Raw genomic sequence first — 25,209 nt, 5'->3', positions numbered from 1 at the left:
AGAAACGTTCATGAACGCGCGCCGCGCCAGCCGCCGCCGAGTGCGCGTACGAGCCCGACGGACGCTTGCAGGCGCCGCGCGTCGACATCGAGCGCCGCGATCTGCGTATCGAGTTCGGTCGTCTGCGCGGTGACCACGTCGAGATAGCTGACCGCGCCGTCGCGATAGCGCGACATCGCGAGCGCCAGCGACTGCCGCGCCGCGACGAGCGCCGCGTCGTCCTGGTCCGCTTCGTCGCCGAGGCGGTGCAGCAGCGCGAGATCGTCCTCGACTTCGCGGAACGCCTGCAGCACGACGGACCGGTAGCGCGCCCCCTGTTCGGCGAACTGCGCACGGGCGTGGCGCACGCCGGCCGCGCGCAGGCCGCCGTCGAACAGCGTCATCGCGAGACGCGGCCCGATCGACCAGATCTCGTTCGGCGCGGCGAGCCACGGCGAGAACGTATCGCTCTGGAAGCCCGCGTCGAGGCCGAGCGACAGGTCCGGGAAAAAAGCCGCGCGCGCGACGCCGATTCGCGCGTTCGCGGCCGCGACGCGGCGCTCGGCGGCGGCGACGTCCGGCCGGCGTTCGAGCAGCGTCGAGGCAAGTCCCGTCGGGATCGGTGGCACGCCGGGCAGTGCCGCGGCGGACGGCAGCGTGAACGTCGATGCCGACGCGCCGACGAGCGCCGCGATCGCGTGCTCGTCGAGCGCGCGGCGGGCGGCGATGTCGGACGCGCGGGCCTGGGCGAGCGCGAGTTGCGTCTGCGCACGCGCCACGTCGAGCCCCGAAGCGAGGCCGCCGCGATGGCGGCTGACGGTCAGTTGCCACGCGCGGCGGTACGTGTCGATGGTTTGCGTGAGCGTGTCGGCTTCGCGGTCGAGACCCGCGAGATCGAAGTAGGTACTCGCGACGCCGGCCTGCAGGCTCAGCTGGACCGACGCGAGATCGTCGGCGGCCGCCTGCGCGTCGTCGCGGCCGGCCGCGACCGTATTGCGGACCTTGCCCCACAGATCGACGTCGTAGCCGGTGCCGGCCGCGAGCGTGTTCGATTCGTAGACGTCAGGCTGACCGCTGCCGCGCAACGGCCGGCGCGCCGACTGCCGGTCGCGGTCGGTCTCGGCCCCGATGCCCACGGTCGGCAGCAGCGCCGCATGGGCCTCGTCGAACAGCGCGGCGGCTTCGTCGTGCCGCGCGACGGCGGCGGTGAGATCGGGATTCGCGCGCGCGACGAGCGGTTCGAGCCGGTCGAGCGTCGCGTCGCCGTACACGCGCCACCAACCGTCGCGCGGCAGGCGGTCGGCCGGCGCGGCGTCGATCCACGGGCCCGTTTCACGAAACGCGGCCGGCACCGGAACGTCGGGCGCGCGATACGTCGGCGCCAGCGAACAGCCGGCCAGCAGTGCGGCGCTGCCCAGCAACGCGGCGAGAAGACGGTCAGCCATGCGCGTGCTCCGTCGTGGCCGCGCCGGCGACGCGCACGGGGTCGCCGTCCGCGAGCGAATCGGGCGGATTGTCGATCACGCGATCGCCCGCCGCGAGCCCCGACGCAATCTCGACGCGCGTGCCGAGGTCGGTCCCGATCGACACGTTGCGCAGCCGCGCGTGCCCGTGTGCATCGAGCACGGCGACCTGCAACCCGTCGTGACGAAAGATCAGCGTGCTGGCCGGAATCGTCAGCCCATGCGCGGCGCCGGGCATCGCGATCCGCACCTGCGCGTATTCGCCGGGAAACAGTGTGCCGGCCGGATTGGCGATCGAAAACTGCGCGAGCAGCGTGCCGGAAGCGGGATCGATCGACTGCGCGGAATCCGCGAGCACGGCGTCGAACGTCATGCCGGGGCGCTCGGGCACGGTCAGCGCGACATGCATGCCCGCGCGGATCGCGGCCGCGTCGTCTTGCGGCACGTGGATGTACAGGCGCAGACGCCGCGCGTCCGATACGGTGAAGAGTTCGGCGCCGTTGCCGCTGCCCGCGTCGATCAGCGCGCCGACATCGGTCTTGCGGGCGGTCACGACGCCGTCGAACGGCGCGGTGAGCCGCTTGAACGATTCGAGTGCTTCGAGCCGCCGCAGGTTGGCGGTGCTCGCCGCGACGGCCGCGCGCTTCGCGTCGAGGTCGCTGCGTTTCTCGTCGGCTTCCTGCTGCGACACGGAATCCTGTGCGAGCATCTCGGCCCAGCGGGCGGCCGTGACGGCCGCGAGCCGCTCGTTCGCGTTCGCGCTCTGCAGGTCGGCTCGCGCCTGCTGCAACTGCTGGTCGAGATCGGGCGTGTCGATCGACGCCAGCAACTGACCGGCCTTCACGTGCGCGCCGATGTCCGCGTACCATGCATGCAGGTAGCCCGGCACGCGTGCATAGATCGGCGCGTCGACATACGCGTCGAGGCGGCCCGGCAGCACGAGCGCGTCGGCCGCGGCCGGCTGCGGCGCGACCGTCGCGACGGTCGGGACCGCCTGTTGCACGGTCCACGCGGCGACCGCGTGCGCATCGTGCTGGCGGGCAAACACACCGGCGGCCGCGGCGACGAGTGCGACCACGGCGCCCGCGATCGCGAGTGGTTTCAGGTAACGCGGCGTGCCGGGGGGACGGACTTCGAATTCAGTGGACATGCTGTTCTCCCGGAGTGACGGAAAGGGATTCGGAGCGCGGCGCGCGATCGCGCCGGTGAACGAGGCTGAACACGACGGGCACGAACACCAGCGTCGCGGCGGTCGCGCACAGCAGGCCGCCGATGACCGCCCGGCCGAGCGGCGCGTTCTGTTCGCCGCCGTCGCCGAGACCGAGGGCCATCGGCGCCATGCCGATGATCATCGCGAGCGCCGTCATCATCACGGGCCGAAAGCGCGTGAAGCCGGCCTCGAGCGCGGCGACGGCCGCATCGGCGGTATGCGCGAGCCGTTCGCGCGCGAAGGTGACGACGAGGATGCTGTTCGCGGTCGCGACGCCCATGCACAGGATCGCGCCCGTCAACGCCGGCACCGACAGCGGCGTGCGCGTGACGAACAGCATCCAGACGATGCCGGCGAGCGCGGCGGGCAGCCCGCTCACGATCACGAACGCGTCGCGCCACGAATGGAAGTTCACGACGATCAACAGGTAGATCAGCAGTACCGCGCCGGCCAGGCCGGCAAGCAGGCCGCCGAACGCGCTGTTCATCGTCTGCACCTGGCCGCGCATCGTCACGCGCGAGCCTTTCGGCAGGTCCGCCGCGCTCGCGTGCAGCACGCGTTCGATGTCGGCGCTGACCGCGCCGAGATCGCGGTCCTGCGTCGTCGCGAAGATGTCGTACAGCGGCGCGATGTCGTAGTGCGACACGACCGCATCGGTCTGTCCGCGCACGATCGTCGCAAGGCCGCCGAGCAGTTGCGGCGCGCCCGCGCGGCCGGTGACGGGCAGCGCGCGCAGGTCCGACAGTGACGTCATCCGGTACTGCGGGGTCTGCGCGACGATCGGATAGGACACGCCGTTGTGTGGATCGAGCCAGTAGGTCGGCGACACCTGGCTCGTGCCGGACAGGCTCGCGACCACCGCATTGGTGACGTCCTGCTCGGTGACGCCGAGCTGCGCGGCGCGGGCCCGATCGACCGACACCGTGAATTGCGGATAGGTCGACGCCTGCTGCACGCGCGGGTCGGCGACGCCGGGCACCGTGCGGATGCGCCTCAACAGCTCGGTCGCATACGCGCGGTTGGCCGCGCGGTCGGGGCCCGTCACCTGCACGTCGATCGGCGTGGGCGCGCCGAAATTGAGAATCTGGCTCACGATGTCGGCGGGCAGGAACGAAAACGTCACGCCCGGAAACGCGCGCGGCAATACGGTGCGCAACTGCTTCACGTAGCGTGCCGTCGGCGCGTGGTCGCCGGTGAGCGACACGAGGATGTCGCCGTCCTGCGGGCCGATCGTGCCGCTGTTGCTGTACGTGAGGTTGATCCCGCTGTTCGGCAAGCCCATGTTGTCGACGATGCTCGCGAGCGCATGCGGCGGCACGACACCGCGCACCGTGCGCTCGACGCGATCGAACAATGCGGCCGTTTCCTCGATGCGCGTGCCGATCGGCGCGCGTACGTGAATCGCGATTTCGCCGGCGTCGACCGACGGGAAGAAATTGCGGCCGAGCCACGGCACCAGCGCGAACGACACCGCCACCGCGGCGAGGAACAGTGCGACGAAGCGGGCGCGGTGGACGAGGGCGAGGCCGAGCACGACGCGGTAGCCCGCGCGCAGCGCCGCGAAGCGGCGCTCGAACCCTTGCTGGAACGCCACCAGCGGATTGCGCGCGCGCGGCGGCGCGAACGGCGCGCCGTGCGGCGCGAGCACGGCTTCCGGATGCGCGGCATGCGGCTTCAGCAGGTAGCGCGCCATCATCGGCACGAACGTGCGGGACAGCACGAACGACGCGATCATCGCGAAGATCACCGCTTCGGCCATCGGCACGAACAGGAAGCGGGCGACGCCGTCGAGCAGCAGCATCGGCACGAACACGATGCAGATGCACAGCAGCGACACGAAGGCCGGCGCGACGATCTGCGACGCGCCGTCGAGGATCGCGCTGCGCACGTCCTTGCCTTGTTCGAGATGCCAGTTGACGTTCTCGATCGTGACGGTCGCATCGTCGACCAGAATGCCGACCGCGAGCGCGAGCCCGCCGAGCGTCATCACGTTGAGCGTCTCGCCCGCGGCCGCGAGCGCGGCGATCGCCGCCAGCACCGCGAGCGGGATGGACGCGGCGATGATCAGCGTCGAGCGCCAGCTGCCGAGGAACAGCAGGATCATCGCGGACGTGAGCGCGGCGGCGATCAGCCCTTCGCGCGCCACGCCGCTCACGGCGCCCTTCACGAATACCGACTGGTCGCCCATCACGACGAGCCGCAGCGACGGCGGCAGCGTCGCCTCGATGCGCGGCAGCTGCGCCTTGACGCCCGCGATGATGTCGAGCGTCGACGCCGAGCCGCTCTTCAGCACGCTCATCAGCACCGCGCGGCGGCCGTCGACGCGCACGATGTTGCCCTGCGGCGGAAAGCCGTCGCGCACGTGCGCGACGTCGCGCATGAAGATCACCGCGCCGTTCACGGTGCGGATCGGCAGCGCATTGAGCTGGTCGATGGTCAACGGGCTGTTGTTGAGGCGGATGTTGTACTCGAAGCCGCCGATCTTCTGCGTGCCGGCCGGGATGATCTGGTTCTGCTGCGCGAGCGCGGTCGCGACGTCCTGCGCGGACAGTCCCTTGGCCTGCAGCGCCTGCGGATCGAGGTCGATCTGCACCTGGCGCACCTTGCCGCCGTACGGCGACGGAATCGCGACACCGGCGACGGACAGCAACTGCGGCCGGATCACGTTGGTCGCGTAGTCGCCGAGCTGCTGTTCGTTCAGCGTGTCGCTGGTGAGCGCGAGCTGCAGCACGGGCACGGTCGACGCGTTGTAGTTGAGGATCTGCGGCGGCGTGGTGCCGGGCGGCATCTGTTTGAGCACGGTCTGCGAGATCGACGTGACCTGCGCGGTCGCGGTGCGGATGTCGACGCTCGGCTGGAAGAAGATCTTGACGATCCCGAAGCTGCGGAACGACTGCGACTCGATGTGCGCGACGTCGTTGACCGTCGTGCCGAGCGTGCGCTCGTAGTAGGTGACGATGCGCCCGGACATGTCGGCCGGCTGCAGGCCCGCGTAGTTCCAGACGACGCTGATGACCGGAATCCGGATGTCGGGGAAGATGTCGGTCGGCGTGCGCAGCGCCGCGAGCGGCCCGGCGATCAGGATCAGCAGTGCGAGGACGATGAACGTATAGGGGCGCGCGAGCGCGAGTCGGACGAGTTTCAGCATCGGCGAGGTCTCCGCCGGCGCGACGCGCCGGCCTGTCAGCGAGGTGCCGAAGCGCGGCGGGAGCCCGATTCGGCTCGCGCAGTGTGCGGCGCGCCGCTTAACGCCGGGCGCGACGCAGCATGAAAGATGTTTTAGGAAAGGGTATGGACGGGCAATCGACGTCGATTGTTACAAGACGTTAGCGCGGGCTTCCCGTTGCGATGCCGCGCATCAGTTCTTACAAACTTGAAATATGCGGGGACGGTGCTTGCCGTTATAGTCGAATCACACATGACACAACCAGAAGAGGAATCCATGAAGACTTTGCGTGTTGCCTCGCTCCTGACCGGTATGACGGCCTTGCTCGTGTCGGGCGCAGCAATGGCGGGAGTCAATGTCGGGATCAACGTCGGCGTGCCGGCACCGGTCTACGTCGCGCCCGCGCCCGTGTATGCGCCGCCGCCTCCGCCGGTCGTCTACCAGCCGGCGCCTGTCTATGCACCGGCGCCCGTGTACGCGCCGGCGCCGGCGATCGTGATCGGCTGGCACGGCGACCGCTACTGGGACGGCCGCCGCTACTGGGGCCGCGACGAGTGGTACCGCCGCCATGGCCGCGGCTGGGGCGGCGATCGCGGTCACTGGGATCACGGCCGCCACAACGGCTGGCGTTGATCGACCGGTCGCGCGTGCGTGATGCGTGCGCGACGATCGCTCGTGAGGAAACCGCCCGCGTGGCGGTTTTCTTTTGGCTCGACGGATTGAATGGGTAGAATCGTTCACGTTACTACCCTCATTCGACCGACAGGGCCTCTATGACGAAGGGTTCGCCCCGGGCCGCCGCCGCGCGCGCCCGCCTCGGCGCGCTGCGGGCCGCCGGCCGCGTGGCCGCGGTGCTGGCGCTGCACGCGGCGCTGGCCGTGCCGGCCGCGCACGCGGCCTACGCCATTGCGCAGTACGGCGAGCCGAAGTATCCGCCGGGCTTCAAGCATTTCGACTATGTGAACCCCGACGCGCCGAAGGGCGGCACGCTGGTGCTCGCGAACCCGAACCGGCTGACGTCGTTCGACAAGTTCAATCCGTTCACGATGCGCGGCAACGCCGCGCCCGGCATCGACATGCTGTTCGAGAGCCTCGCGACCGGCAGCTCCGACGAACCGGCGTCCGCGTACGGGCTGCTGGCCGACGACATCGCCGTCGCGCCCGACCGCCGTTCGGTCACGTTCCACCTGAATCCGCGCGCACGCTTTTCGAACGGCGATCGCGTCACGGCCGACGACGTCAAGTTTTCGTTCGACACGCTGAAGAGCAAGCAGGCCGCGCCGCAGTTCGGCGCGTATTTCGCGGAGATCGCGAAGGTCGTGGTCGTCGATCCGGCGACCGTGCGCTTCGAGTTCCGCAGCGCGAATCGCGAGTTGCCGCTGATCGCCGGCGGCGTGCCGGTGTTTTCGCGCAAGTGGGGATTGCGCGCGGACGGTTCGCGCATCCCGTTCGACCAGCTCGCGTTCGAGCAGCCGATCGGCAGCGGCCCGTACCTGATCGAGCGTTACGACAACGGCCGCACGATCACCTATCGGCGCAACCCCGCGTACTGGGGCGCCGACTTGCCGGTACGGGTCGGCACCAACAACTTCGAGCGGATCGTGTACAAGCTGTACGGCGACGGCGTCGCGCGGCTCGAGGCGTTCAAGGCCGGCGAATACGACGTGCTCGTCGAGTACATCGCGCGCAACTGGACGCGGCGCGACGTCGGCAAGCGTTTCGATAGCGGCGAGCTCGTCAAGCGCGAATTCCGCCAACATAACGGCGCCGGCATGCAGGGCTTCTTCATGAACTTGCGCCGGCCGCTGTTTCGCGACGTGCGCGTGCGCCAGGCGCTCGACCTCGCGTTCGACTTCGAATGGCTGAACCGCCAGCTGTTCTACAGCGCGTATACGCGCCTCAACAGTTACTTCGCCGACACCGACCTGCAGGCGACCGGTACGCCGGGCGAGGGCGAGCTGAAGCTGCTGGAGCCGCTGCGCGCGCAGCTCGATCCGGCCGTGTTCGGCCCGATGGTCACGCAGCCGGACACCCATCCGCCGGGCTCGCTGCGTGCGAACCTGCTGAAGGCGCGCGCGCTGCTCGCGCAGGCCGGCTGGACCTATCGCGACGGCGCGCTGCGCAATGCGAAGGGCGAGCCGTTCGCGTTCGAGATCCTCGACGATGCAGGCGGCGCGATGGAAGGCGTCGTGACCGCCTACCAGCGCAACCTCGCGAAGCTCGGCATCGCCGTGCGGTTTCGCACGGCCGACTACGCACTGCTGCAAAAGCGCCTCGACGCATTCGACTACGACATGACGACGATCCGCCTGCCGGGCGTGCAGGTGCCGGGCGCCGAGCAATACTCGCGTTACGCGAGCAAGTTCGCCGACGAGCCGGGCTCCGACAACTTCACCGGATTGAAATCGCCGGCCGTCGACGCGTTGCTGCATGCGCTCGGCACCGCGCAGACGCGCGAGGAACTGCTCGACGCGACGCACGCGCTCGACCGCGTGCTGATGCATGGCTACTATGCGGTCCCGCAGTGGTACAGCACGACGCATCGCATCGCGTACAAGCGCACGCTTGCCTATCCGCAGACGCTGCCGCTGTACTATTCGGCCGAGGGCTGGGTCGTGTCGACCTGGTGGGCGAAGCCCGATCACTGACCCGCGCCGGCCCTCTGTTCAACCCCGCCACCCGATCACGAGTCGACGCCCTATGTGGAGCTACATCCTCAAACGCCTGCTGCTGATGATCCCGACGCTCGTCGGCGTGCTGACGCTCACGTTCGCGGTGATCCAGTTCGTGCCGGGCGGCCCGGTCGAGCAGGCCGTGCAGGAGTTGCGCAAGGGCGCGACGGAGCAGGGCGCGACGCCGTTCGGGATGCGCGCGCACACCGGCGTCGACGCGCAGCAGCTCGCGCAGTTGAAGGCGCTGTACGGCTTCGACAAGCCGCCGCTCGAACGCTACTGGCTGATGCTGAAGCGCTTCGCGCGCTTCGATCTCGGCGACAGCTATTTCCGCCACCAGAGCGTGTGGTCGCTGGTCGTGCAGAAGCTGCCCGTGTCGATCAGCATCGGGCTGTGGACGTTCTTCCTCACGTACCTGATCTCGGTGCCGCTCGGCATCGCGAAGGCGGTGCGCAACGGTTCGCCGTTCGACGTCGCGACGAGCCTCGTCGTGCTCGTCGGCTATGCGATTCCAGGCTTCGTGCTGGGCGTGTTGCTGCTCGTGCTGTTCGGCGGCGGCTCGTTCTGGCAGCTCTTTCCGCTGCGCGGCCTCACGTCGGACAACTTCGCGCAGCTGTCGCTCGTCGGCAAGGTGCTCGACTACCTGTGGCACATCGCGCTGCCGATCACCGCGTCGGTCGTCGGCAGCTTCGCGGTCGTCACGATGCTCACGAAGAACGCGTTCCTCGACCAGATCCGCCGGCAATACGTGCTGACCGCGCGCGCGAAGGGGCTCTCCGAGCGCAGCGTGCTGTGGAAGCACGTGTTCCGCAACGCGATGCTGCCGCTGATCGTCGGTTTCCCGGCCGCGTTCATCGGTGCGTTCTTCACCGGCAGCCTGCTGATCGAGACGCTGTTCTCGCTCGACGGCCTCGGGCTGCTGTCGTACGAATCGGTCGTGCGGCGCGACTATCCGGTCGTGCTCGGCACGCTGTACCTGTTCACGCTGATCGGGCTCGCGACCAAGCTGATCTCCGATCTCTGCTATGTGTGGGTCGATCCGCGCATTCAATTCGACAACCTGGAGCGCTGACATGAAACGAGCCATGCGCATGCCCGGCGCCAGCGGGCGAGGAGCGCGATGAACCGGGCCGTCGCCTCTTCCCGTCTCGACGCCGCGCGGGCGCGCGTGTCGCCGTCGCCCGCCCGCCGCGTGTGGCAGCGCTTCAGGCAGCAGCGCGTCGGCTACTGGAGCTTCGTGATCTTCGTCGTGGCCTTTGCCGCGAGCCTCGCGGCGCCGCTGTGGTCGAACGACAAGCCGCTCGTCGTGCGCTACGACGGCCAGACCTATTTCCCGATGTTCCATGCGTACCCGGAGACGACCTTCGGCGGCGATTTCCCGACGCCGGCCGACTATCTCGATCCGTATGTGCGCAAGCGGCTCGAGGCGCCCGGCAACTTCGTCGTCTATCCGCCGAACCGCTATTACTACGACACGCTGAACTACTTCTCGAACGTACCGAACCCGGCGCCGCCGTCGCGCGAGAACTGGCTCGGCACCGACGCGCAGGGCCGCGACCTGCTCGCGCGGCTCGTGTACGGGTTCCGCGTGTCGGTCGAGTTCGGGCTGATCCTGACCGTGATCGGCACGCTGCTCGGGATCGCCGCGGGCGCCGTGCAGGGCTTCTTCGGCGGACGCATCGACATCGTCGGGCAGCGGCTGATCGAGATCTGGAGCTCGCTGCCGGAGCTGTACCTGCTGATCATCTTCGCGTCGATCTTCGAGCCGAGCTTCCTGCTGCTGATCGTGCTGCTGTCGCTGTTCGGCTGGATCGGGCTCGCCGACTACGTACGCGCGGAATTCCTGCGCAACCGCACCCAGGACTACGTGCGCGCGGCGCGCGCGATGGGGCTGACGAACTGGCAGATCATCTGGCGCCACGTCCTGCCGAACAGTCTCACGCCGGTGATCACGTTCCTGCCGTTCCGGATGAGCGGGTCGATCCTCGCGCTGACGAGCCTCGATTTCCTCGGGCTCGGCGTGCCGCCGCCGACGCCGAGCCTCGGCGAACTGCTCGCGCAGGGCAAGGGCAACCTCGACGCATGGTGGATCTCGCTGTCGACCTTCGGCGTGCTGGTCGCGACGCTGCTGCTGCTGACCTTCATGGGCGACGCGCTGCGCAACGCGCTCGACACGCGGATCGCCGACTCGGTGCGCGCCGCGGGAGGCCAGCGATGAGCGCATCGACCGTATCGACGCAGCACGAGCCGCTGCTGTCGCTCGAGCGTCTGCACGTACGCTTCGGCGACACGGTCGCGGTGGACGACGTGACGCTCGCGATCGGGCGCGGCGAGCGGGTCGCGCTCGTCGGCGAGTCGGGGTCCGGCAAGAGCGTGACCGCGCTGTCGATCCTGCGGCTGCTGCGCGACGCCGAAGTGAGCGGCGCGATCCGCTTCGCCGGGCAGGATCTGGTCGCCAAGAGCGAGCGCGAGATGCGCGGGCTGCGCGGCTCGGACATCGCGATGATCTTCCAGGAGCCGATGACGGCGCTCAACCCGCTGTATACGATCGGCGTGCAGATCGGCGAGACGATCGTGCTGCACGACGGCGTCTCGGCCGTGGAGGCGCGCAAGCGCGCGATCGCGCTGCTCGCGCGCACCGGTATCGCGGAACCGGAGAAGCGCGTCGACAGTTACCCGCACCAGTTGTCGGGCGGCCAGCGACAGCGCGCGATGATCGCGATGGCGCTCGCGTGCCGGCCGCGCCTGCTGCTGGCCGACGAGCCGACCACCGCGCTCGACGTGACGATCCGTGCGCAGATCGTCGACCTGCTGCTGGAGCTGCAGCGGGAGGAGGCGGAAAAGCGCGGGATGGCGATCCTGTTGATCACGCACGACCTGAATCTCGTGCGGCACTTCGCGCAGCGGGTCGCGGTGATGGAGCACGGCCGGCTCGTCGAGAGCGGGCCGGTCGAGCGGATCTTCACGGCGCCCGAGCATCCGTATACGCAGCGGCTACTGAACAGCCGGCCGCAACGCGCGGTCACGCCGGTGATGCCGATCGCACCCGTGGTGCTCGACGCGCGCCACGTGAGCGTGCAGTTCGCGCGCAAGCGGCCGGGCTTCGCCGGCTGGTTCGGCACGGTGCCGGTGACGGCCGTGGCCGACGTGTCGGTGTCGGTGCGGCAGGGCGAAACGCTCGGCATCGTCGGCGAATCGGGCTCGGGAAAGTCGACGCTCGCGATGGCGTTGCTCGGGCTGCAGAAGACGGCCGGCGGCGAGATCGAATTCCAGGGGCGCGCGCTGTCGACCTATCGCGGCCGCGAACAGACCGCGCTGCGCTCGAACATGCAGGTGGTCTTTCAGGATCCATTCAGTTCGCTTTCGCCGCGTCACACGATCGAGCGGATCGTCGGCGAGGGGCTCGAGCTGCATCGCCCGGACATGACGCCCGACGCGCGCCGCGCGAAGTCGCTCGCGGTGCTGCGCGAAGTCGGCCTCGACCGCACGGTGCTGCACCGTTATCCGCACGAATTCTCGGGCGGGCAGCGCCAGCGGATCGCGATCGCGCGCGCGCTGGTGCTGGAGCCGCGCATCCTGATCCTCGACGAGCCGACGTCGGCGCTCGACGTGTCGATCCAGCAGCAGGTGCTGAAGCTGCTCGCGAATTTGCAACAGAAATACAACCTCGGCTACGTGTTCATCAGTCACGACCTGGAGGTGATTGGCGCGATGGCGCACCGCGTCGCGGTGATGCAGGACGGCGCGGTCGTCGAGTCGGGGGAGGTGTCCGACGTCTTCACCAGACCGTCACATCCTTACACACAAAAGCTGTTGAAAGCGGTCTGGAAAGCGTGATAGGCGTCCAATGGTCTGACCATCTCGATTGTATTTTTTAATTTGTTTTGACAAACGATTACGCGCTGGCTAGTATCGACCGAAATTTTCCGCCAATCAGCTGATTTTTAAGCAAATTCCATCGACCAATGCAGCATCGATCCCTGACCCAGGCATGCGCGCGCACCATCGCCGGGCTGTTCATCGGCGCCCTGTTCGCAGCAGCTCCCGGCGCGTTCGCCGACGAAGTCAGCAGTTTTAACCAGAATGTCACCAATTCGGCTCAGATCGGGTCGGGTTCCTCCCTCCAGCAGACCAACGCGCCGCCGTCGAGCGGCGGCGCGAAGTCGTTCCTTGCCGGCATGGCGGGCAAGGCCGGCGACGTGGTGGTCGGCGCGCTGAACATGATCGGCGTGCGGTATCGCTGGGGCGGCAACTCGCCGGATTCGGGCCTCGACTGCAGCGGCTTCGTGCGCTACGTGTTCCAGGACACGCTCGGCATGTCGCTGCCGCGTCGCGCGGAAGAAATGAGCCGCGTCGGCGAGAAGGTGAGCATGAGCAACCTGAAGCCGGGCGATCTCGTGTTCTTCAACACGATGCGCCGCACGTTCTCGCACGTCGGCATCTACATCGGCGACAACAAGTTCGTGCACTCGCCGTCGACGGGCAGCACGGTGCGCGTCGACGATCTCGACAGCGGCTACTGGGAAAAGCGTTTCACCGGCGCGCGCCGGATCGAATCGGAATTCCCGATGAAGCCCGAAGACCTGCGTCAGCGCGTGCGCGCGACGATCGGCGACGATTCGACGAACGGCAACAACTGACGTTTGCCGGTCGGTCGGGCCGGACGATAAAAAACCCTGTCACCGAAAGGTGGCAGGGTTTTTTGTTTTGGGGCGGGCGTTGGCGACGAAGCCGAAGCCGTTCCGTCGGCGGCCGGGCCGCGGCGTGTGCCGCGGCCGCCCGCTCATCGTGGCTTACGCGGCGGCCGTCACGCCGCGCGCCGCCGCGAGCTTGCGCTGCAGTTCCGGCATGATGCGCGCGACCGCTTCCTCGCCCGCGAGGATCGCCGCGTTGCGCTGGTTGAAGTCGCTGCCGCCCATCGCCGCGAGGTTCGGGCGAATCACGACGTCCGCGTACTTGTCGAGCTCGTAGGTCTTGATCGTCTGGCCCATGATCGTGAAGGTCTGCAGCAGCATCTCGATCGGGTTGTTGGTCGCCGCGCCGTCCGGTCGGGCCGAGATGTCGACCGCGATCACGAAGCTCGCGCCCATCTTGCGCGCAAACGACGCCGGCACCGGGCTCACCAACCCGCCGTCCACATATTCGCGATTGCCGATCTTCACCGGCTCGAACACCGACGGCACGCTGCACGACGCGCGCACCGCGAGCCCGGTGTTGCCCTGCTGGAACAGGATCGGCTGGCCGCTTTGCAGGTCCGTCGCGACGATGCCGAGCGGCTTCGCCATCTTCTCGATCGGTCGGTTGTTGAGCGTCTTGTTCAGGAAGTTCTGCAGCGCGACGCCTTGCAGCAGGCCGCGCGAGCGAAACGGCAGCGCCCAGTCGCTGATCGACGCCTGGTCCATGTCGAGCGCGATCTTGTTGATCTGCAGCGCGTTCATGCCGGACGCGTAGAGCGCGCCGACCACCGAGCCCGCGCTCGTCCCGGCGACGAACTCGATCGGGATGCCGCGCGCCTCGAGCGCCTTCAGCACGCCGATGTGCGAGAAGCCGCGCGCGGCGCCGCCGCCGAGCGCGATGCCGATCTTGACGGGTTTCTCCTGCGGCAGTGCCGTGCCGGAGCGGGACTTGTCGCCGAAGGACGTACAGGCGGCGAGGCTGGCGGACGCGCACGCGATCGTGAAGTGGCGGCGCGACAGGCGAGGGGACGACATCGAATGGTTCTCCGGCGGCTTGGCGGCGGGTTACACGGCCCGCGGCGGCGATAGGTTCCGAGCGGCCGCGCAGGAGGTTCCGTGCGGCCGGCGCCGCGCCGGCTGGCGGCCGCGGCGCGCACATCATAAAGCAAGCGGTGCGCTTGGCGCGATGTCCGGCGCGAGTATAATTCCGGCTTCTTTCCCGTTCCGGGCGCCGCCGGCTCTCCGTTGCTGTCCGGGCTGCCGTCGTCGTCCCGCGTCGAATCATTCATGCGCCCCAGGCGTTCGAGTTACCGTTTATGACCCGTCCTGTCCGTACCCGCTTCGCGCCGAGTCCCACCGGCTTCATCCACCTCGGCAACATCCGCTCCGCACTCTATCCGTGGGCGTTCGCCCGCAAGATGAAAGGCACGTTCGTGCTGCGCATCGAGGATACCGACGTCGAGCGCTCGTCGCAGGAAGCGGTCGATGCGATCCTCGAAGGGATGCAATGGCTCGGGCTGGATTTCGACGAAGGCCCGATCTACCAGATGCAGCGGATGGATCGCTATCGCGAAGTGCTCGCGCAGATGCTCGAGAAGGGGCTCGCCTATCCGTGCTACATGTCGGCCGAGGAACTCGATGCGCTGCGCGAACGCCAGCGCGAAGCCGGCCTGAAGCCGCGCTACGACGGCACGTGGCGTCCGGAGCCCGGCAAGGTGCTGCCGGAGCCGCCGGCCGGCGTGAAGCCGGTGCTGCGCTTCCGCAATCCGCTGACGGGCACGGTCGTGTGGGACGACGCGGTGAAGGGGCGTGTCGAGATCTCGAACGAGGAACTCGACGACCTCGTGATCGCGCGCCCGGACGGCACGCCGATCTACAACTTCTGCGTGGTGGTGGACGACATGGACATGGGCATCACGCACGTGATCCGTGGCGACGACCACGTGAACAACACGCCGCGCCAGATCAACATCCTGAATGCGCTCGGCGGCGAGCCGCCCGTCTATGCGCACCTGCCGACCGTGCTGAACGAGCAGGGCGAGAAGATGAGCAAGCGGCATGGCGCGATGAGCGTGATGGCGTACCGCGACGCGGGCTTCCTGCCGGAAGCCGTCGTCAACTATCTCGCGCGTCTCGGCTGGTCGCACGGTGACGCCGAGATCTTCTCGCGCGAGCAGTTCGTCGAATGGTTCGATCTCGAGCATCTCGGCAAGTCGCCCGCGCAGTACGACCACAGCAAGCTGAGCTGGCTGAACGCGCATTACATCAAGGAAGCCGACAACGCGCGCCTTGCCGAACTCGCGAAGCCGTTCCTCGACGCACTCGGCATCGACGACGCGGCGATCGCGACGGGCCCCGCGCTCGACGCGGTGGTCGGCCTGATGAAGGATCGTGCGACGACGGTCAAGGAGATCGCGGAAGGCGCGACGATGTTCTACCGCGTGCCGGCGCCCGAGGCCGATGCGCTCGCGCAGCACGTGACCGATGCGGTGCGCCCGGCGCTGGCCGATCTCGTCGCCGCGCTGAAGGCGGCCGACTGGACGAAGGAAGCAGTATCCGCGGCGTTGAAGGCGACGCTCGCCGCACACAAGCTGAAGATGCCGCAGCTCGCGATGCCGGTGCGCCTGCTGGTGGCGGGCACGACGCACACGCCGTCGATCGACGCGGTGCTCGTGCTGTTCGGTCGCGACGTCGTGGTGTCGCGCATCGAGGCCGCGCTGGCCTGACGTTCGTGCGTGCGCGAAGCCGTCCGCGCATGCGCGCGCGGCGGCTTCGCAAAAAATTTCGTGCGAATCGTAAAAAGGGTATTTACAAGTTCGAAATCGGTCCATATAATCTCATTTCTGTTCTGCAAGGGGGTATAGCTCAGCTGGGAGAGCGCTTGCATGGCATGCAAGAGGTCAGCGGTTCGATCCCGCTTACCTCCACCAACAGAACAAACCGAATTGATTGGCGAAGCAGCGGTAGTAATAAATGCTTCACAAAATGATTCAAAGCAGTTAGAATTTCGGCCTTCGCTGTTGACCAGAAGTGAATAGCGAAAGTCAGACAAATCTGAAAAGATTTTGTCCCCTTCGTCTAGAGGCCTAGGACATCACCCTTTCACGGTGAGTACAGGGGTTCGAATCCCCTAGGGGACGCCAGATTCAGCGGCGTTTCGTAGAAGTGTCGCGAGGCTTGCAGGAACGTAACCGACGTCCTGCAGGTTGGGTAAGAAAGCTGGAGCGGTAGTTCAGTCGGTTAGAATACCGGCCTGTCACGCCGGGGGTCGCGGGTTCGAGTCCCGTCCGCTCCGCCAGAACGAAGCCCGTTCAAGACGTTTTTGAGCGGGCTTTTGTATTAAAGATGTAAGCAGTACGTTGTCCCCTTCGTCTAGAGGCCTAGGACATCACCCTTTCACGGTGAGTACAGGGGTTCGAATCCCCTAGGGGACGCCAGATTCAGCGGCGTTTCGTAGAAGTGTCGCAACGCGTGCAGGAACGTGACGAGATCCTGCAGGCGGTGGTGCAGAAAGCTGGAGCGGTAGTTCAGTTGGTTAGAATACCGGCCTGTCACGCCGGGGGTCGCGGGTTCGAGCCCCGTCCGCTCCGCCAGAACGAAGCCCGTTCAAAAAGCGTTTTTGAACGGGCTTTCTCGTTAAAGATGTAAGCAGTACGTTGTCCCCTTCGTCTAGAGGCCTAGGACATCACCCTTTCACGGTGAGTACAGGGGTTCGAATCCCCTAGGGGACGCCAGATTTCGGCGTCGTTCGAACAAACGACGCGCCGGCAGGAAGTAACCGACGCCTGCCAGGCAAGCAGCAAGACTGGAGCGGTAGTTCAGTCGGTTAGAATACCGGCCTGTCACGCCGGGGGTCGCGGGTTCGAGTCCCGTCCGCTCCGCCAGAAAATGAAGAAGCCCGCCTCGTGCGGGCTTTTTCATTTGCATCGTGCGTCGTGCCCGCTTGCGGGCAGTGTGACGGCGGGGCGGAGGAAGCCGCCTGCGCGGCTTCCGGCGGGACTCGAAGGGCTGCGCTTGCAAGCGCAGCCGCGGCCTGCGGAATGTAGGCGAGTCTCGTCCGCTCCGCCAGAAAATGAAGAAGCCCACCTCGTGCGGGCTTTTTCATTTGCATCGTGCGTCGTGCCTTCCGTTCGCCCCTCACCACGCGTGCTACATCGCGCACCGCGTCCTACGAGAAATTCGCGATTGCATCCGCACGCGACTGCGCTATCGTGGCGGGATGCGTTTCTGACTCCTGCGCGATGCTCGATCCGACCGACCTGCGACTCCTGTATCAGCTCCGGCCCGCGGAGCCCGGCGATTTTCCGTATGCCGAAGCGTTGACGCACGGCAACATGGGCGGCTACTACAAGCGCCATGGGCTCGTGTGGCGCAGCGACCTGTTCTATGCGAGCTGGCGCGAATCCGAGAACTTCATCCTCGAGGCCGACGGCGAGCGCATCGGCGTGCTGCGCGTGACCGAGGAGGGCGATTCGCTGCACATCCGCGACGTGCAGATCGCGGCCGGCCATCGCGGCCAGGGCGCCGGCACCTACATGCTCGAGATGTCGCATCGTTGGGCACGGGCGCGCGGTCTGCATGAACTGCAGTTGCGCGTATTCGTCGACAACCCTGCCGCGCGTCTGTACCTGCGCATGGGCTACCAGGTCACCGGGCCGCGGCTCGCGCAGCTCGGCTCGATCCGTCATATGGTGCGGCCGGTCTGACGATCCGGCACGCCACGGCGCGCATTCAGCGCATCGTGTCGAGCGCGCCGTCGTCGTCGTCCGGCGTCTCGTTATCCGCGACGCTGCCTTCCGGGCCGCGATGCTCGTAGCCGCGCAGCATGAACGCGCGCGGGCTTTCGCCGAAGGCCCGGCGGAACATGGCCGAGAACGCGCTCTGGCTCTGGTAGCCGAGCTCGCGCGCGATATGCGACAGCGGACGCCCCTGGTTCAGCAGCGGAATCGCCCGCGCCAGCAGCGCCTGCTGGCGCCACTGCGAAAAGCTCACGCCCAGTTCCTGCTTGAAGAGCCGCGATATCGTGCGCGTGCTCGCGCCGACCTCGCTCGCCCAGTGTTCGAGCGACTCCGCATGCGCGGGATGCGCGAGTACCGATTCGCACAGCAGGCGCAGCCGTTTCTCGTCGGGCATCGGCACCGCGAGCGGCAGCGGCTCGGCATGACTCAGTTCGTCGAGCACGAGCCCGCACAGCAGGCGCTCGCGCGCGGTGCTCAGGTCGCGTGCGTCGAGTGCGACGATCAGTTCGCGCAGCAACCCCGTCACCTCGACGACGCGGCATGCATCGAGCCCGTCCGGCACGATCGACTCGTCGATATACAGCGTGCGCAAATAGGCCTCTTCGACGATCACGACCTCGTGCGTCACGTGCGGCGGCACCCAGATCGCGCGGGACGGCGGCACCATCCAGGTCGTGCCGGTCGTCGCGACGCGCAGCACGCCGCGCGACGCGTATGCGAGCTGCGCCCACGCATGCGTGTGCAGCGGGATGCGGCGGCCGGCATCGACCTGCCGCGCGCGCACACGCATCGGATGGACGGCGGTCGGCGCGAATTCCGGCGGGATGTCGATGACGTCGTACGGTTTCGATACGTCGGCTGGGGCGGGCGGATTCATGAACGGTTCGGGCGGCGCGGCGGCGATGCCGTTATTTTAGAAGGCGCAGCGCAAGCGCATGCGGCGGTTTTCGGGCCATCATGCCGGGTGCAAATGAACTTTGTGTGGGCCTTGGCGCATGCGGGGCGGCTCCCCACGTCGGCGCGCGCCGACGGTTCGAACCATCGGGCCGGTATCGGGGTCTATCGATGCGTGCGCCATGTCGGGCCCATCGCGCGCCGATCGCACGCAAATACGGCAACACACGAATCGAAGAGGAGAACCACGATGCGCCACGTATTCGTCTATGGCACCTTGAGAGCCGGACAGGCCAACGACATCGGCCATGCGGCCGCCCGCCACGGCATCGCCGCGCCGACGCTGCTGGGCGCGGCCGCGCTGCCGGGCGAACTGTACGATTTCGGCACGTATCCGGGCATGATCGCCGGGCCGGCCGGCAAGTCACTGGTGTGGGGCGACGTCTACGAGGTCGACGAGCAGCTCGTCCCGGTGCTCGACGAGATCGAGCGCGTGTATCCGGGCGTCGACTCGCTGTTCAAGCCGGAAGAGGTGATCGTCGAGCTCGGCGGCCGGCAATATGCCTGCCTGTATTATCCGGTCGCCGCACATGCGGCAGCCGGGCGTCCGCGCATCGCGTCGGGCGACTGGGTTCAGCACCGGCGCGAGCAGGAAGCCGCCTGAGCGCGCCTGCCGGCGGCGGTTGAATTCGCCACACAAGAAAAAAAGCGCCCCGCGGGGCGCTTTTTTCATGCCGTCACCGCATGCGAGCGGCGGCACAGCGTGGGCCGGCCGTCGAGCGCATCGGACAGGCGCGTCAGATTTCCTCGTACAGCGGCAGCGTCAGGAATTCGGTGAAGCCTTCCGACGTCGACATCTGCTCGAAGATCGCCGCGGCGCGTTCGTACGGCTGCGTGTTGCCGCCGACCGCGCGCTTCACGTTGTCGAGCTCGATCTTCGCGAATTCGCGCACGAGTTCGGCCGTGACCTTGCGGCCGTCGTCGAGCACGCCCTTCGGCGAGCGGATCCACTGCCACACCTGCGAGCGGGAAATCTCGGCCGTCGCCGCATCTTCCATCAGGTTGTGGATCGGCACGCAGCCGTTGCCGTCGAGCCACGCGCCGAGGTAGTGAATCCCGACGTTGATGTTGTTGCGCAGGCCGGCTTCGGTGATCGGCGCTTCCGGCTGGAAGTCGAGCAGGTTCTTGCCTTCGACCTGCACGTCGTCGCGCTGCTTCGCGATCTGGTTCGGCTTGTCGCCGAGCACCTTGACGAACTCTTCCATCGCGATCGGCACGAGGCCCGGGTGCGCGACCCAGCCGCCGTCGTAGCCGTCGGTCGCGTCGCGCTGCTTGTCCGAGCGCACGCCGCCCATCGCCTTGTCGTTCGCTTCCGGATCGTTCTTGATCGGGATCAGCGCGCTCATCCCGCCGATCGCCGGCGCGTTGCGCTTGTGGCAGGTCTTCAGCAGCAGCAGCGCGTACGCCCGCATGAACGGCACCGTCATCGTGATCTTCGAGCGGTCGGCCAGGCAGAAGTCGCGGTCGTTCTTGAACTTCTTGATCGCCGAGAAGATGTAGTCCCAGCGGCCGGCGTTCAGGCCCGAGCTGTGTTCGCGCAGTTCGTACAGGATCTCGTCCATCTCGAACGCGGCGAGGATCGTCTCGATCAGCACCGTCGCGCGGATCGTGCCGCGCGGCACGCCGACCGCTTCCTGCGCGGCGACGAAGATGTCGTTCCACAGGCGCGCCTCGAGATGGCTTTCCATCTTCGGCAGGTAGAAGTACGGGCCCGACCCGCGCGCGAGCAGTTCCTTCGCGTTGTGGAACAGGAACAGCGCGAAATCGAAGATGCCACCGGACACGCGCTGGCCGTCGACCGTCACGTGCTTTTCGTCGAGGTGCCAGCCGCGCGGACGCACGATCAGCGTCGCGACCTTGTCGTTCAGCTTGTACGACTTGCCGTTCTGTTCGAGCGAGATCGTGCGGCGGACCGCGTCCTTCAGGTTGATCTGGCCGTCGATCTGGTTCGTCCAGCTCGGCGCGTTCGAATCCTCGAAGTCCGTCATGTACGAATCGGCGCCCGAGTTCAGCGCGTTGATGATCATCTTGCGCTCGACGGGGCCCGTGATCTCGACCCGGCGGCATTGCAGGTCCGCCGGCAGCGGCGCGACCTTCCAGTCGCCTTCGCGAATCGCCTTCGTCTCGGCCAGGAAGTCGGGGCGCTCGCCTGCGTCGAGGCGTTTCGTCCGCTCGACGCGCGCCTGCAGCAGCGCCTGGCGGCGCGGCTCGAACGTGCGGTGCAGCGCCGCGACGAGTGCCAGCGCGTCGGGCGTCAGGATGGCTTCGTAACCCGGCTTGATTTCGCCGGTGATCGTCATGCCTTGCGGCAGCGTGATCGGGGTGCTCATGAGTCTCATCTCCTTGGTCGGTCAGTTGCGGTTTCGGTGAAGGGGGAAGGCGGCAGCTGCGAGCGTCATGCACCCGGGCCGGGGCGCGTGCGGTTCGCAGGTTTGCCGGACGGAGCCGGGGTGGCGAGGAAGGCGAGCAGGTCGGCCATGCCGGTGCCCGTGCCGTCGGGCGGCGCGCCGAGTTCCTCGGCGGGCGCGCCCGTGCGGTTGAGCCAGAACGTCGTGTAGCCGAACCAGGTGGCGCCAGCGACGTCCCACGCGTTCGACGACACGAACACGATGCCGCGCCGGTTCGCCCCGAACGCGGCGGTGCCGAGCGCGTAGGCGGCCGGGCTCGGCTTGTACGCGCGCACGGTGTCGGCCGACAGCACGCGATCGAACAGCCCGGACATGCCGGCGCTCTTGATCGCGATGTCGAGCATCTGCGGGGTGCCGTTGGACAGGATCGCGAGCGGCGGGCGCGGTTCGAGCGCGCGCAGCTTGCGCAACGCGGGCACCGTGTCGGGATAGGTCGACAGGCACGCGTATTCGTCCATCAAGCGCTTCTCGGCCGCGCTGTTCAGCGCGAGCCCGAGCCGGCGCGCGGCGAACCGCAGCGCATCGAGCGTGATGTCCCGGAACGGGCGGTAGCGGGCGCCGGCCGGATCGGCGAGCGTGCGCAACTGCGAGTATTCGATCTGCTTGCGTCGCCACAGCTGCGACAACCGTTCCCCGTGACCGGGAAACATCTGCTCTGCCGCGGCCAGCACGGCACGCACGTCGAACAACGTGCCGAAAGCGTCGAAGAGAATGGCGTCGGGAGAGGAGAGTGTCGTTGTGGCCGACATAGCCTTGCGCTCCAGTTTCAGAGGTCGGGTCGATTCTATTCGTGATCGAAGGTGCTAAAAAAGACGCTAATCATCACTTGATCTTTTACTTTCATATACCTAATCTTGAGCGGCTCACGCTATTTGAAGGGCGGCGATGCCGTCGCCGAGAGTCATGGACCGGTTCAAACAGATCGAAACGTTCGCCGCGGTCGCGGCGAAAGGCAGCCTGTCGGCGGCGGCGCATGCGGAAGGCGTCGCGCCGGCGATCATCGGGCGCCGCCTCGACGCGCTCGAGGAGCGGCTCGGCGTCAAGCTGCTGGTGCGCACGACGCGCAAGCTCACGCTGACGTTCGAGGGCTCGGCATTCCTCGAGGATTGCCAGCGCATCATCAACGACATGCAGAACGCGGAAGCGAGCGTGTCCGCCGGCGGCGTCAAGGCGAGCGGCCACCTGCGGATTTCCGCGCCGGCCGGCTTCGGCCGCCGGCACGTCGCACCGCTCGTGCCCGAATTCAGCGTCGGGCACCCGGACGTGTCGGTCACGCTCGACCTGTCCGACCGGATGGTCGATCTCGTCAACGAAGGGTTCGATTGCGCGGTGCGGCTCGGCGAGCTGCCCGACTCGTCGCTGGTGTCGCTGAAGCTCGGCGAGAATCGCCGCGTGTGCGTCGCGTCTCCCGCATATCTCGCGCGGCGCGGCACGCCGGTCACGCTCGCGGAACTGGCGCGGCACAACTGCCTGGCCCTGGCGGCGAACGCGAACCAGCAGCGCGGCTGGGCGTTCCAGGAGGACGACAAGGTCGTGTCGATCCGCGTGAACGGCACGATGGAATGCTCGGACGGCGCGGTGCTGCACGAGTGGTGCCTCGCAGGCCATGGCCTCGCGTGGCGCTCGTGGTGGGAAGTCGGCGAGGACATCGCGGCCGGGCGGCTCGTCAGCGTGCTCGACGCGTTCGCCGCGCCGCCGATCGGCATCCACGCGGTGTTTCCGCAGCGCCGGCATCTGCCGCTGCGGGTGCGCCTGTTTCTCGATTACCTGAAGCACACGTACGAGCGGCCCGGTTATTGGGGCGAATAGGCGGGGGCGACGCGCGCCCGCGTGTTTCCGATATGAGGGCGAACCCGCTGGCGGTGCGGCTGGCGCGATTTCGCACACTACAATCGTAAGAGGCATGCGCGTCGTGTCGCGGCGGGCTCGGCTGGAGCCGCGGCGCGCGGCGTGCGATTGACGAAGGAGGGCGCGATGTTCCGGCACATCCTCGTTCCAACCGACGGTTCCGAACTGTCGCAGAAGGCGATCGACGGTGCGATCGACCTGGCTCGTGCGGTCAGCGCGCGCGTGACGGCCTACGCGTGCCTGCCGCAATATCCGTACTCGCCGTTTTCCGAAGTGATCATCGAGCCGCCCGCCGATTTCCGCGCGCGCAGCGAGCGCGAGGCGCGTGCGCATCTCGACGAGGTGGAAGCGGCCGCGCAGGCGGCCGGGGTCGAGTGCGACACGTGGACGAGCGTGCACCCGTCGCCGTATCTCGGCATCATCGAGGCGGCCGAACGCGGGGGGTGCGACGTGATCTTCATGGCGTCCCACGGACGCCGCGGGCTCGGCAGCCTGTTGATCGGCAGCGAGACGCAGCGCGTGCTGACCCATACGAAAATTCCGGTGATCGTCTATCGGTAGGGCAGCGCCGGCCGTGGCCAGGCGGGCTGTACCGTAGAAAAAGGGCGCGCCGGACGAAGCCGGCGCGCATCGTTGCTGGCGGCCCGCAGGCCGCGCGGCCGGTCGCGCGATCGGTGTCGCGCGCCTGCCGTCTCCTCCCTGATTGTTGTTCCGGTGGCCGATGCCGCGGCGGCGCGAGACGCGGCAGGCATCGGCGTCACGCCTGGGCGTGTTACGCGACCTTCTTGCCGTCGAAGAACTGTTCGTCCTCGGTCGACCCGTGCAGCGCGGTCGTCGACGCTTCGCGCTCGACCGTCTGCGTGACCGCGTCGAAGTAGCCCGTGCCGACCTCGCGCTGGTGCTTGACGGCCGTGAAGCCCTTGTCGGCGGCCGCGAACTCGGCCTGCTGCAGTTCGACGAATGCGCTCATCTGCGTGCGGGCATAGCCGTGCGCGAGGTTGAACATCGAGTAGTTCAGCGCATGGAAGCCGGCCAGCGTGATGAACTGGAACTTGTAGCCCATCGCGCCGAGCTCCTTCTGGAACTTCGCGATCGTCGCGTCGTCGAGGTTCTTCTTCCAGTTGAACGACGGCGAGCAGTTGTACGACAGCAGCTTGCCCGGGAACTGCTTGTGAATCGCTTCCGCGAACTTCTTCGCGTACTCGAGATCCGGCTTGCCGGTTTCGCACCAGATCAGGTCGGCGTACGGTGCGTACGCGAGGCCGCGCGAGATCGCCTGTTCGAGGCCCGGCTTCGTGCGGAAGAAGCCTTCGACCGTGCGCTCGCCGGTCAGGAACGGCTTGTCGTTGTCGTCGACGTCGGATGTGATCAGGTCGGCGGCTTCCGCGTCGGTGCGGGCCACCAGCACGGTCGGCGTACCCATCACGTCAGCCGCGAGACGCGCGGCCGACAGCTTCGCGACGGCTTCGCGCGTCGGCACGAGCACCTTGCCGCCCATGTGGCCGCACTTCTTCACCGACGCGAGCTGGTCCTCGAAGTGAACGCCCGACGCACCGGCCTCGATCATCGCCTTCATCAGTTCGAACGCGTTGAGCACGCCGCCGAAACCGGCTTCCGCATCGGCGACGATCGGCGCGAAGAAATCGACGTAGCCTTCGTCGCCCGGATTCTTGCCTTCCGACCACTGGATCTGGTCGGCGCGCGTGAGCGTGTTGTTGATGCGCTTGACGACGAGCGGCACCGAGTTCGCCGGGTACAGCGACTGGTCCGGGTACATTTCGCCCGCGACGTTCGCGTCGCCGGCGACTTGCCAGCCGGACAGGTAGATGGCCTTCAGGCCGGCCTTGACCTGCTGCATCGCCTGGTTGCCGGTCAGCGCGCCGAGTGCGTTGACGAACGGCTCGTTGTTGATGAGGTTCCACAGTTTTTCCGCGCCGCGCTTGGCCAGCGTGTGCTCGATCGGGATCGAGCCGCGCAGGCGGACCACGTCCTCAGCCAAGTAGCCGCGCTTGATGCCCTTCCAGCGCGGATCGGTTTCCCATTGCTGCTGCAGTTCCTGTGCCTGTTGCTGACGCGACATGATGAGCTCCTTGA

Annotated in this window: 19 protein-coding genes and 7 tRNA genes; 18 read left to right on the top strand and 8 right to left on the bottom strand. The window is 67.5% G+C overall.

Features of this window, described 5'->3' with window-relative positions; translation table 11 throughout:
- Positions 1-8 precede the first annotated feature (8 nt).
- Genes H0X91_RS04085 through H0X91_RS04075 form a run of 3 tightly spaced genes read right to left on the bottom strand, consistent with a single transcriptional unit; the run spans position 9 to position 5,800 of the window.
- Positions 9-1,424 carry an efflux transporter outer membrane subunit gene (locus H0X91_RS04085; protein WP_059722808.1) on the bottom strand — a complete coding sequence of 472 codons (1,416 nt, stop codon included), beginning with the start codon at positions 1,422-1,424 and terminating at the stop codon, positions 9-11.
- Positions 1,417-2,592 (bottom strand): efflux RND transporter periplasmic adaptor subunit, encoded by a 1,176-nt coding sequence (locus tag H0X91_RS04080; RefSeq protein ID WP_006498657.1) that lies wholly within the window; start codon positions 2,590-2,592, stop codon positions 1,417-1,419. Before H0X91_RS04080 ends, H0X91_RS04085 begins: the two co-directional genes overlap by 8 nt.
- Complete coding sequence (locus tag H0X91_RS04075; RefSeq protein ID WP_196432824.1) at positions 2,582-5,800, bottom strand: efflux RND transporter permease subunit; 3,219 nt, start codon at positions 5,798-5,800, stop codon at positions 2,582-2,584. Before H0X91_RS04075 ends, H0X91_RS04080 begins: the two co-directional genes overlap by 11 nt.
- 294 nt (positions 5,801-6,094) lie before the next feature.
- Here H0X91_RS04075 and H0X91_RS04070 point away from each other — a divergent pair, with 294 nt between their 5' ends.
- The 6 genes from H0X91_RS04070 to H0X91_RS04045 all read left to right on the top strand — a co-directional run bounded on the left by H0X91_RS04070 (position 6,095) and on the right by H0X91_RS04045 (position 13,130).
- Positions 6,095-6,451: a hypothetical protein gene (locus H0X91_RS04070; RefSeq protein WP_012328786.1), complete on the top strand. Its 357-nt coding sequence runs from the start codon at positions 6,095-6,097 to the stop codon at positions 6,449-6,451.
- A 140-nt stretch (positions 6,452-6,591) separates the two neighbouring features.
- On the top strand, positions 6,592-8,466 hold the full coding sequence (locus tag H0X91_RS04065; protein ID WP_196432823.1) for an extracellular solute-binding protein: 1,875 nt from the start codon (positions 6,592-6,594) through the stop codon (positions 8,464-8,466).
- Between the two features lie 52 nt (positions 8,467-8,518).
- Complete coding sequence (locus H0X91_RS04060; RefSeq protein ID WP_006481944.1) at positions 8,519-9,562, top strand: microcin C ABC transporter permease YejB; 1,044 nt, start codon at positions 8,519-8,521, stop codon at positions 9,560-9,562.
- Positions 9,563-9,610: 48 nt separating this feature from the next.
- A complete protein-coding gene (locus tag H0X91_RS04055; protein ID WP_006481943.1) occupies positions 9,611-10,708 on the top strand; it encodes an ABC transporter permease in 1,098 nt (365 codons plus the stop codon).
- Positions 10,705-12,327, top strand: coding sequence for an ABC transporter ATP-binding protein (locus H0X91_RS04050; protein WP_058901583.1), 1,623 nt, complete (start codon positions 10,705-10,707; stop codon positions 12,325-12,327). The genes H0X91_RS04055 and H0X91_RS04050 overlap by 4 nt, the downstream gene beginning before the upstream one ends.
- 128 nt (positions 12,328-12,455) lie before the next feature.
- Complete coding sequence (locus tag H0X91_RS04045) at positions 12,456-13,130, top strand: C40 family peptidase (RefSeq protein ID WP_196432822.1); 675 nt, start codon at positions 12,456-12,458, stop codon at positions 13,128-13,130.
- Positions 13,131-13,283: 153 nt separating this feature from the next.
- Here H0X91_RS04045 and H0X91_RS04040 read toward each other — a convergent pair whose 3' ends face one another.
- On the bottom strand, positions 13,284-14,201 hold the full coding sequence (locus H0X91_RS04040; protein WP_062911355.1) for a patatin-like phospholipase family protein: 918 nt from the start codon (positions 14,199-14,201) through the stop codon (positions 13,284-13,286).
- Positions 14,202-14,482: 281 nt separating this feature from the next.
- Here H0X91_RS04040 and gltX point away from each other — a divergent pair, with 281 nt between their 5' ends.
- The 9 genes from gltX (at position 14,483) to H0X91_RS03995 (ending at position 17,872) form a co-directional block, all read left to right on the top strand.
- Positions 14,483-15,892 (top strand): glutamate--tRNA ligase, encoded by a 1,410-nt coding sequence (gltX, locus tag H0X91_RS04035; protein WP_006481951.1) that lies wholly within the window; start codon positions 14,483-14,485, stop codon positions 15,890-15,892.
- Positions 15,893-16,020: 128 nt separating this feature from the next.
- Positions 16,021-16,096, top strand: a tRNA-Ala gene (locus tag H0X91_RS04030).
- Positions 16,097-16,233: 137 nt separating this feature from the next.
- A tRNA-Glu gene (locus H0X91_RS04025) sits at positions 16,234-16,309 on the top strand.
- Positions 16,310-16,387: 78 nt separating this feature from the next.
- A tRNA-Asp gene (locus H0X91_RS04020) sits at positions 16,388-16,464 on the top strand.
- A gap of 63 nt (positions 16,465-16,527) precedes the next feature.
- A tRNA-Glu gene (locus tag H0X91_RS04015) sits at positions 16,528-16,603 on the top strand.
- 79 nt (positions 16,604-16,682) lie between these two features.
- Positions 16,683-16,759, top strand: a tRNA-Asp gene (locus H0X91_RS04010).
- Positions 16,760-16,824: 65 nt separating this feature from the next.
- Positions 16,825-16,900: transfer RNA gene (locus H0X91_RS04005), tRNA-Glu, on the top strand.
- 73 nt (positions 16,901-16,973) lie between these two features.
- Positions 16,974-17,050 (top strand) — tRNA-Asp (locus H0X91_RS04000).
- Positions 17,051-17,407: 357 nt separating this feature from the next.
- Positions 17,408-17,872, top strand: coding sequence for a GNAT family N-acetyltransferase (locus H0X91_RS03995; protein WP_006481948.1), 465 nt, complete (start codon positions 17,408-17,410; stop codon positions 17,870-17,872).
- 25 nt (positions 17,873-17,897) lie between these two features.
- Here the strand turns inward: H0X91_RS03995 and H0X91_RS03990 are convergent, their stop codons facing one another.
- On the bottom strand, positions 17,898-18,782 hold the full coding sequence (locus H0X91_RS03990; RefSeq protein WP_006481946.1) for an AraC family transcriptional regulator: 885 nt from the start codon (positions 18,780-18,782) through the stop codon (positions 17,898-17,900).
- 267 nt (positions 18,783-19,049) lie between these two features.
- Here H0X91_RS03990 and H0X91_RS03985 point away from each other — a divergent pair, with 267 nt between their 5' ends.
- Positions 19,050-19,463, top strand: coding sequence for a gamma-glutamylcyclotransferase family protein (locus H0X91_RS03985; protein WP_006481949.1), 414 nt, complete (start codon positions 19,050-19,052; stop codon positions 19,461-19,463).
- Positions 19,464-19,596: 133 nt separating this feature from the next.
- Here the strand turns inward: H0X91_RS03985 and aceB are convergent, their stop codons facing one another.
- Both aceB and H0X91_RS03975 read right to left on the bottom strand, forming a co-directional pair.
- Positions 19,597-21,189: a malate synthase A gene (gene aceB / locus H0X91_RS03980; RefSeq protein ID WP_006481940.1), complete on the bottom strand. Its 1,593-nt coding sequence runs from the start codon at positions 21,187-21,189 to the stop codon at positions 19,597-19,599.
- A gap of 65 nt (positions 21,190-21,254) precedes the next feature.
- Positions 21,255-22,016: a haloacid dehalogenase type II gene (locus tag H0X91_RS03975; protein ID WP_006498665.1), complete on the bottom strand. Its 762-nt coding sequence runs from the start codon at positions 22,014-22,016 to the stop codon at positions 21,255-21,257.
- Between the two features lie 154 nt (positions 22,017-22,170).
- Between H0X91_RS03975 and H0X91_RS03970 the strand changes: the two genes are divergently transcribed.
- Both H0X91_RS03970 and H0X91_RS03965 read left to right on the top strand, forming a co-directional pair.
- Complete coding sequence (locus H0X91_RS03970; RefSeq protein WP_006481938.1) at positions 22,171-23,076, top strand: LysR family transcriptional regulator; 906 nt, start codon at positions 22,171-22,173, stop codon at positions 23,074-23,076.
- A gap of 165 nt (positions 23,077-23,241) precedes the next feature.
- The gene (locus tag H0X91_RS03965; protein ID WP_006481942.1) at positions 23,242-23,676 is read left to right on the top strand and encodes a universal stress protein; all 435 of its coding nucleotides are present in this window, start codon (positions 23,242-23,244) and stop codon (positions 23,674-23,676) included.
- A 211-nt stretch (positions 23,677-23,887) separates the two neighbouring features.
- Here H0X91_RS03965 and aceA read toward each other — a convergent pair whose 3' ends face one another.
- Positions 23,888-25,195, bottom strand: coding sequence for an isocitrate lyase (gene aceA / locus H0X91_RS03960; protein ID WP_006498666.1), 1,308 nt, complete (start codon positions 25,193-25,195; stop codon positions 23,888-23,890).
- Positions 25,196-25,209: the final 14 nt, after the last annotated feature.

This window comes from Burkholderia sp. 9777_1386 (assembly GCF_015712265.1).
Lineage (GTDB): Bacteria > Pseudomonadota > Gammaproteobacteria > Burkholderiales > Burkholderiaceae > Burkholderia > Burkholderia cenocepacia.
This window is presented reverse-complemented; position numbering and strand designations above follow the sequence as displayed.